Here is an 8,361-nt window from a genome sequence, read left to right as displayed (position 1 = left end):
ATCAAAACTGACATTCAATCAATCAAATAAACCAAAGGAATCCAACACCCAACCAAAAACGATCAGGCGCCGGGAATTGGCATTGACAATGTGCACGCTGTTGAGTTCTCAAAGACCGTACGCACCCGGCCTAGACCTTGCGGCCATCACACCGGAGCGACTTTCCAAATTTGCCACGCCTGCTGCTTCCCGCTGGTCGTGACGACACGGCAGGGAGCCGGTGTGGACTTCCCATCCTAGGCACTCGACTCCAGTCAAACAAGTGACCTTCGGAGTGCTGTGATGAGGTCCCGCTTGAGGCCGGCGAGCTGAGCAGCTCAGCCGCACCTTTGGGGTGACAAGTAAGTAATTTACGTGCCGGAGGGCAGCTCCTCAAATCGAAGTGACGGCCCGGGCGTGTCGCGTCCTACTCCTCCGCGAAGACGCCTGCGAGCGTCTTCTTGCCGCGCCGCAGGACCGCCAGCCGACCGGCGATCAGGCGGTCGCCGATCGTCGCCTGATCGTCGTCGATCTTCTGGTTGTTCACGTAGACGCCGCCCTGCGAGATCGCTCGGCGCGAATCCGAGAGGCTGTTGGTGAGGCCGGTCTCGACGAGCAGCTGCGCAACGGAGTCTGCCGGCGAGGCGGACACGCTCGGCAGTTCGCGAAGAGCGGCCTCGAGCGTTGCCGTGTCGAGCTGCTCCAGATCGCCGTTGCCGAAGAGCGCCTGCGATGCGAGAACGGCCGCGTTCGCGGCATCCGCCCCGTGCACCAGAGTCGTCACCTCGAGCGCGAGCGTACGCTGCGCCTCGCGCCGGAACGGCGCATCCGCGACGGCCTGCTCGAGCCGTTCGATCTCGGCCCGCGTGAGGAAGGTGAAGATCTTCAGCAGCGCGACTACGAGCGAGTCGTCCTGGTTGAGCCAGAACTGGTAGAAGGCGTATGGGCTGGTGCGCTTCTCGTCGAGCCAGACGGCGTTGCCCTCGCTCTTGCCGAACTTCTTCCCGTCGGCGTCCTCGATGATCGGAGTCCCGATGGCGTGCGCGGAGACGCCCTCGACGCGCCGGATCAGGTCGGTGCCGCTCGTGAGGTTGCCCCATTGATCGCTGCCACCCGTCTGCAGAACGCAGCCGTGCTGACGGTAGAGCTCGAGGAAGTCGAGGCCCTGGAGGATCTGGTAGCTGAACTCCGTGTACGAGATGCCGGCGTCGGAGTTGAGGCGCGCCGCCACCGCGTCCTTCTTGAGCATGGTTCCGACGCGGTAGTGCTTGCCGATGTCGCGCAAGAAGTCGATCGCACTGAGCTGCCCGAACCAGTCGAGGTTGTTGACGAGGTGCGCCGCGTTGTCGCCCTCGAAGCTCAGGAACCTCGAGACCTGGGCCTGCAGGTAGCCCACCCACTCCGCGACGGTCTCCTTGGTGTTGAGGGTGCGCTCCGAGCTGGGCCGCGGGTCGCCGATGAGCCCGGTCGAGCCGCCGACCAGCGCGAGCGGGTGATGGCCGGCGAGCTGCAGGCGACGCAGCAGCAGAAGCTGCACCAGATTGCCGAGGTGCAGGCTCGGGGCCGTCGGATCGAAGCCGCAGTAGTAGGTGATCGGGTCGCCCGCCAGGAGCTGCTTGAGCTCGTTCTCATCGGTGGAGACGTGGATGAGCCCGCGCCAGACGATCTCATCCCAGATGGTCTCGAAGGAGGGATCGTTGTGCTGCGCGGCCAGGATTTCAGGCGTTGACACGCGGTCAACGGTATCAGCGGGCGTTCGACGGCGAGTTCCAGCATTCGCCTGACTCTTGTGGGGTTAAGGCATCTGACTTTACTATGGTTGAGATAAGCTTGTGGGCTTAAGGAGGCGTATGTTCGTCATCACGGCCGATCAGATCGATTCGCGCGTCAACGCCGACCGGGTTGCTGCCGAGCTCGAGCGGATCAACGCGGCCCACCGGGACGAGCTGGCGCTTCCGGCAGACCGCACCGCAGGCGACGAGCTGCAGGCGCTGACCGAAGACGCGGCAACGACGCTCGCGCTCGCGCTCGAGCTCACCCGCTCGCGCGCCTTCCACGTCGGAATCGGCATCGGCGCGGTACGCGAGCCCCTGCCGGAGGCGACGCGCGAGGCGAGCGGCCCGGCGTTCTTCGCGGCACGCGACGCCGCGACGAGGGCGAAGAAGTCAGGCATCCGTCTCGCCATTCAATGGCAGGGCCAGCCGCAGGCCGACAGCAAGCGCGCAGACGACGCCGAGTCGCTGCTGGCGCTGCTGCTGATCGTGCGCGAGCGGCGATCGGATGCCGGGTGGGAGCTCTTCGACCTGCTCGCCGCCGGCCTCACGCAGGCGGATGCCGCCGCCCGGCTGGGCATCTCGGCTCCGGCCGCCAGCGCACGCGCGAAGGCCGCCAACATCAAGGCGGAGCTGGCCGCCCTGCCCGGCCTCACTAGGCTCTTGGAGCAGACCGACCTCGTGACGAGACAGGAGCACTAGCCGATGTACTACGCCGGTCCCGGGATCATCCTCGCGGTGGTGTTCTGGGCGATGCTCACGCTCGTCGTCGCAGGCGGGGTCGTCTTCTCTGTGCTCTCCGTCAAGGGCGGCCGCTGGATGACGATCGCGACGGGGGCGTTCCTGCTCGTCGCCGTCGTCATGGTCGGGCTGCCGCACCCCGGCGGTCCCTCCGTGCTCGGTGCGGTTCTCGCGCTCGGCGCCGTCGCGATCTCGGCATTCGGCGGCTCGCCCGCGGTCAGGACCGTGCTCGCGCTCGCGACCCGTCAGATCGAGGGCCAGGCGGGCGGGATCCTGGTCGCCCCGCGCGACGCGACCGAGCCGGGCGAGAAGCGGGAGGTGCTGCGCGGCGGGCTCACCATCGGCATCCTCGAGCGGATCGGGACGACGGCCTCGATCCTGGCCGGTGTGCCGGAGGCGATCGCGGTGATCATAGCCATCAAAGGCGTCGGCCGGTTCAGTGAGCTCGGCGCCTCGGAGGCACAGGAGCGCTTCATCATCGGCACCCTTGTCAGCCTGGGGTGGGCGGCTCTGTGCGGGGCGCTCGCGCACCTCGTCTGGTAGTTGAAAGGCGCTGCGCCGAACGGCGCTGCGCAGGGCGGTAGACGGAGACCGTCGGGTCGCCCGCGATCCAGAACCGCCACGGGTACGTCTCTTCCCCACCAGTGCCCGAGACGCCGACGCGCGGGCCGGTGAGGAACGCGGGCGGCTGCGTCTCGAGTGCGAGCGCGAAGGGCGCAGAGAGCGCGTCCGAGCCGTTCTCGTCGAGGCGGATGCCTGCCGCGACCGTGAGACGTGCGGGGCCGCGTGCCAGGTCGCGCGGCGGAGCGGCGCCCCGGCGGGACTGAGCCAGCGGGACGCCCTCGATCACTTCTGCGGCGCGCAGGAGGACCGCGGTCGCCGAGCCCTCTGGCGAGCACACGATGTTCGCACAGACGTGCATGCCGTAGGTGAAGTACACGTAGACGTGTCCGGGTGCCCCGTACATCACGCCGTTGCGGCGGGTCCGGCCGCGGAAGGCGTGCGAGCCGGGGTCGGCGCCGTCACCGAGGTACGCCTCGACCTCGGTGAGACGGAGGACGACGGGTCCGGCATCCGTCTCATGCGTCAGCCGTGCGCCGAGCAGCAGCGGGGCGATCTCGGTGGCCGGCCGCGCGAAGAACTCGCGGTCGGGAACGAAGAGACCCGTGCCGGGCACGTCAGAAGAGCGGGCCGCCGACGGCGATGGTCACGATGATGCCGGCGACGACCATCGCCGCCGCGACGCTCAGGATCGCCCACCAGAGCCAGCGGGGCATCGCCTTCTTCGGACGTGGGGTCGGGTCGAGTTTGAAGCGGGCCATCACAGCGCCTCCTGAGTCGCGCCGATGCGGGCGGTGACCTGCCGGACCCGGTCGGCGAGCAGGGCGCGCTGCTCGGCGACGCGCGCAGGCGCCGTGCCGGCGATGCCGTCGCGGCTCGCGACCGAGCCCTCGACGGTGAGCACCTCGCGCACGGCTGGGGTCAGGTGGGGCGAGATGCGGGCCAGCGACTCGTCGTCGACCTCTTCGAGCCCGATGCCACGGGATTCGGCGAAGGAGACGAGGTTGCCCGTGATCTCGTGCGCGTCGCGGAACGGCACGTGCCGCTTCACGAGCCATTCGGCGACGTCAGTCGCCAGCGAGTAGCCCTCGGGGGCGAGCTCGCGCATGCGGTCGGTGTGGAAGCGCAGGGTCGCGACCATGCCGGTGAACGCCGGAAGCAGGATCTCGAGCGTCTCGATCGAGTCGAAGACCGGCTCCTTGTCCTCCTGCAGATCGCGGTTGTACGCGAGCGGCAGGCCCTTGAGTGTCGTGAGCAGGCCCGTCAGATTGCCGATGAGGCGCCCCGACTTGCCGCGCGCGAGCTCGGCGATGTCCGGGTTCTTCTTCTGGGGCATGATCGACGAGCCCGTCGAGTAGGCGTCGTCGAGGGTGACGAAGCCGAACTCGCGGGTGTTCCAGAGGATGATCTCCTCGGCGAGGCGGGAGAGGTCGATGCCCAGCTGCGCGGTGACGTAGGCGAACTCCGCGACGATGTCGCGCGCGGCGGTCGCGTCGATCGAGTTGGGCACGACGGCGGCGAAGCCGAGTTCGTCGGCGATCAACGCGGCGTCGAGGCCGAGGGTGTTGCCCGCCAGCGCGCCGGAACCGTAAGGCGAGGCATCCGCTCGCCTGCGCCAGTCGTCGAGGCGCTCGAGGTCGCGCACGAGCGGCCAGCAGTGCGCGAGCAGATGGTGTGCCAGCAGGACGGGCTGCGCGTGCTGCAGGTGCGTGCGACCGGGCATGATCGCGTCGGCGTTCGCCTCGGCCTGAGCCGCGAGCGCGTCGATGAGGTCGACGACGAGGCGCGCGAGCTCGGCGGAGTGGTCGCGCAGCAGCATGCGGATGAGCGTCGCGATCTGATCGTTGCGGCTGCGGCCGGCGCGCAGCTTGCCGCCGAGCTCGGCGCCGGCGATCTCGATGAGGCCGCGCTCGAGCGCCGAGTGCACGTCTTCATCGGATGCCGCCGGGACGAACTCACCGGCCGAGACGCGGCGCTGCAGCTCGTCGATCGCCGCGATCATGCCCTCGAGCTCGGCGTCGTCGAGGTAGCCGGCGCGGTGCAGCGCGCGCGCGTGAGCGCGGGAGCCGGTCAGGTCGTAGTCGGCGAGCTGCCAGTCGAAGTGGGTGGACTTGCTGAGCCGGGCGAGCTCGGGCGAGGGGCCGCCCGCGAAGCGGCCGCCCCAGAGCGCGCCGGCTTCGCCCGCGCGGTTGACGTCCTCAGGCATCCGGCCCCTCCTTCTCGTCGGCCTGCGTGAGCAGCCACGCGAGCAGGGCCTTCTGCGCGTGCAGGCGGTTCTCTGCCTCATCCCACACGACGGACTGCGGGCCGTCGATCACCTCGGAGGTGACCTCGTAATCGCGGTAGGCGGGCAGGCAGTGCAGGAAGATCGCGTCGCTCTTGGCGCGCGCCATCAGCTCGGCGTCGACGCGATAATTCGCGAATACCAGTGCACGGGCATCCTTCTCGTCCTCCTGGCCCATCGAGGCCCAGGTGTCCGTGACCACGACGTCGGCACCTGCGGCGCCCTCCCCCGGGTCGGTCAGGACCGTCACCGAGCCGCCCGTCGCCTGGGCGATGCGCTCGGCGTCGGCGACGATGTCCGCCCGCGGCCGGTACTCGGCCGGCGTGACGATGCGCACGTGCATGCCGGCGGTCGCGCCGGCGAGCAGGAAGGAATGCGCCATATTGTTGGCACCGTCGCCGAGGTAGCTGACCGTGAGCCCCGCGAGCCGGCCCTTGTGCTCGCGGATCGTGAGCAGGTCGGCGAGCAGCTGGCAGGGATGGAAATCGTCGGTCAGGGCGTTCACCACGGGGACACCGGCGTATTCGGCCATGGTCTCGAGGGCCGACTGGGCGTACGTGCGCCAGACGATGGCGGCGACCTGGCGGCCGATGATGCGCGCCACGTCGGGAACGGACTCGCGCGTGCCGATCTTGGCCTTGCCGCCGTCGACGAGGAAGGGCATGCCCTGCAGCTCGGCCACGCCGACGGAGAACGAGGTCTGGGTGCGCAGCGTCGGCTTGTCCATGATGAGGGCGACGGTCTGCGGACCGGCGAGCGGGCTCTCGGCGAAGCGGTCGGCCTTGAGGCGCGCGGCGAGGTCGAGGATCTGCGCCTGCTCGGCGGGGGTCACGTCGTCGTCGCGCAGGAAGTGGCGAGTCATGCGGTCACCGCCGCGGCCGATGCTGCCACCTCGGCGAGCGCGGCGCCGAAGCGGGTGCGGAACTCGTCGAGCTCGATGTCGCCGATCACGAGCGGAGGGGCGAGACGGATGCTGTCGGGCCCGGTCGCGTTGATGATGAGCCCCTGCGCGCGCGCGGCGGCGACGAGCGCCTCGGCGACAGGGGTCGCGAGCGCGATGCCGATCAGCAGGCCGCGGCCGCGGGTGCCGGCGATGAGCGGGGAGCCGAAGCCGGCGATGATGCTCTTCAACTGCTCGCCGCGGGCGCGCGCGTTCTCGACCAGTCCGGAGGCCTCGATCTCGCCGAGCACCGCGTTCGCCGCGGCGGTCGCGAGCGGATTGCCGCCGAAGGTCGTGCCGTGCTGGCCGCGGTGGAAGAGAGCGGATGCCGCGCCGAAGGTGACGAGCGCGCCGATCGGGACGCCTCCTGCCATGCCCTTGGCGAGGGTGATCGCGTCGGGGGTGATGCCCTCGTGCTGGAATCCGAACCAGTCCCCCGTGCGGCCCGCGCCGGTCTGCACCTCGTCGACGATGAGGAGCGCGCCGTGCTGCGCGGTGAGCTCGCGCGCCCGGGCGATGAAGCCCTCGGGCAGCTCGATCACGCCCGCCTCGCCCTGCAGGGGCTCGACGAAGAGCGCGGCGACGGTGCCGTCGACGGCGGCTTCGAGCGCCTCGATCGTGGCCGGGATGTGCTCGACGCCCGCGATCATGGGCTGGAACGGGTCGCGCATGTACGCCTTGCCCGTGAGTGCGAGCGCACCCATGGTGCGGCCGTGGAACCCGTTCTGCAACGCGATGATGCGGGTCTTCTCGCCGTTCGCGCCGCGATTGAGACGTGCCAGCTTGAAGGCCGCCTCGTTCGCCTCCGTGCCGGAGTTCGCGAAGAACACCCGGCCGGCGTCGCCCGCACCGGTCAGCCGCTTGAGCCGCTCGGCGAGCTCGAGCTGCGGCGCCGAGGCGAACAGGTTCGAGACGTGCGCGGCGAGCGAGATCTGGCGGGTGACCGCCTCGATGAGCACCGGGTGAGCGTGCCCGAGCGAGTTGACGGCGATGCCGCCGAGGAAGTCCAGGTACTTGTTGCCGTCGGAGTCCCAGACCCAGGCGCCCTGGCCGTGGTCGAGGAGCAGGGGCGGCGTCGCGAAGGTCGAGACGAGGTCGGACTCGTACCGTGACTGCCATGCCCCGGTGGCGTGCGTGCTGTTGTCGGTCATGCGGTGACCTCCGTTCCGATGCCCTGCTGGGTGAAGATCTCGAGCAGGATCGAGTGCGGGATGCGGCCGTCGATGATGGCCGCCTTGGGGACGCCGCCCTGGACCGCGTCGAGGCAGGCCGACATCTTCGGGATCATGCCCGACTCGAGACTCGGGAGAAGCGCGTGCAGCTCGCCGGCCGAAATGCTCGTGAGCATCGAGGCGCGGTCAGGCCAATCTCGGTACAGCCCGGCCACATCGGTGAGGATGACGAGCTTCTCGGCTCCCAGTCCGACGGCGAGGGCTGCGGCCGCGGCATCCGCGTTCACATTCAGCGACTGGCCGGGGACGTCGCCGTCGGGGGCGACCGACGACACGACGGGGATCCGACCGGCCGCGATCTGCGTCAGGATCACGTCGGGGTCGACGGCGACGACATCGCCGACGAGCCCCAGGTCGACGATCTCGCCGTCGACCATCGCACCGCGCTTGCGGCCGGTGAAGAGCCCTGCGTCTTCGCCGGACATCCCGATCGCGACGGCGGGGCTGAGTTCGTTGATCGATCGCACGATGCCGCGGTTGATGTGGCCGGTGAGCACCATGCGCACGACGTCCATCGCCTCGGGCGTCGTCACGCGGTAGCCGCCCTTGAACTCACTGGGGATGCCGAGCTTGTCGAGCATCGCCGAGATCTGCGGGCCGCCGCCATGCACGACGACCGGTTTCAGGCCGACGTGGTGGAGATACAGGATGTCCTCGGCGAAGGTGCGCTGCAGCTCCGGGCTGACCATGGCGTTGCCGCCGAACTTGACCACGACGATCTTGTCGTGGAACGCGCCGAGCCAGGACAACGACTCGATGAGGATCGCGGTCTTCTCGAGCGCCTCCTCGCGAGCGGCGACGATCTCGGCGTCGTCGGGATTGATGGTGGTGAGGGTCTCGTCTGCCATGGTC

General features: G+C 69.4%; 10 protein-coding genes. 3 read left to right on the top strand and 7 right to left on the bottom strand.

The genetic code is table 11. From position 1 onward, the window contains the following. On the top strand, positions 1-202 hold a 202-nt coding region (locus ABD708_RS18280), incomplete at its 5' end, for a hypothetical protein (RefSeq protein WP_344757178.1). A gap of 204 nt (positions 203-406) precedes the next feature. On the opposite strand, the gene tyrS is transcribed toward ABD708_RS18280, so the two are convergent. Beyond that, the gene (gene tyrS, locus ABD708_RS18275) at positions 407-1,711 is read right to left on the bottom strand and encodes a tyrosine--tRNA ligase (protein ID WP_344757177.1); all 1,305 of its coding nucleotides are present in this window, start codon (positions 1,709-1,711) and stop codon (positions 407-409) included. A 118-nt stretch (positions 1,712-1,829) separates the two neighbouring features. Here tyrS and ABD708_RS18270 point away from each other — a divergent pair, with 118 nt between their 5' ends. Further along, the gene (locus tag ABD708_RS18270) at positions 1,830-2,453 is read left to right on the top strand and encodes a DNA-binding protein (protein ID WP_344757175.1); all 624 of its coding nucleotides are present in this window, start codon (positions 1,830-1,832) and stop codon (positions 2,451-2,453) included. A gap of 3 nt (positions 2,454-2,456) precedes the next feature. Further along, positions 2,457-3,035 (top strand): hypothetical protein, encoded by a 579-nt coding sequence (locus ABD708_RS18265; protein ID WP_344757173.1) that lies wholly within the window; start codon positions 2,457-2,459, stop codon positions 3,033-3,035. Here ABD708_RS18265 and ABD708_RS18260 read toward each other — a convergent pair. The 6 genes from ABD708_RS18260 to argB are packed head-to-tail and all read right to left on the bottom strand — an operon-like array spanning position 2,983 to position 8,357. Beyond that, positions 2,983-3,669, bottom strand: coding sequence for a DNA-3-methyladenine glycosylase (locus ABD708_RS18260; protein WP_344757171.1), 687 nt, complete (start codon positions 3,667-3,669; stop codon positions 2,983-2,985). The genes ABD708_RS18265 and ABD708_RS18260 overlap by 53 nt on opposite strands. Position 3,670: 1 nt before the next feature. Next, positions 3,671-3,814: a hypothetical protein gene (locus tag ABD708_RS18255; protein WP_344757169.1), complete on the bottom strand. Its 144-nt coding sequence runs from the start codon at positions 3,812-3,814 to the stop codon at positions 3,671-3,673. Then, on the bottom strand, positions 3,814-5,259 hold the full coding sequence (gene argH / locus ABD708_RS18250; protein WP_344757167.1) for an argininosuccinate lyase: 1,446 nt from the start codon (positions 5,257-5,259) through the stop codon (positions 3,814-3,816). Before argH ends, ABD708_RS18255 begins: the two co-directional genes overlap by 1 nt. Then, complete coding sequence (argF, locus tag ABD708_RS18245) at positions 5,252-6,199, bottom strand: ornithine carbamoyltransferase (RefSeq protein WP_344757165.1); 948 nt, start codon at positions 6,197-6,199, stop codon at positions 5,252-5,254. The genes argH and argF overlap by 8 nt, the downstream gene beginning before the upstream one ends. Continuing rightward, positions 6,196-7,428: an acetylornithine transaminase gene (locus ABD708_RS18240; RefSeq protein ID WP_344757163.1), complete on the bottom strand. Its 1,233-nt coding sequence runs from the start codon at positions 7,426-7,428 to the stop codon at positions 6,196-6,198. Before ABD708_RS18240 ends, argF begins: the two co-directional genes overlap by 4 nt. After that, on the bottom strand, positions 7,425-8,357 hold the full coding sequence (gene argB / locus ABD708_RS18235) for an acetylglutamate kinase (protein ID WP_344757161.1): 933 nt from the start codon (positions 8,355-8,357) through the stop codon (positions 7,425-7,427). The genes ABD708_RS18240 and argB overlap by 4 nt, the downstream gene beginning before the upstream one ends. Positions 8,358-8,361: the final 4 nt, after the last annotated feature.

The organism is Gryllotalpicola koreensis (assembly GCF_039538185.1).
Lineage (GTDB): Bacteria > Actinomycetota > Actinomycetes > Actinomycetales > Microbacteriaceae > Gryllotalpicola > Gryllotalpicola koreensis.
The sequence above is the reverse complement of the archived record's forward strand: the minus strand, read 5'-3'. Positions and strand labels throughout refer to the sequence as shown.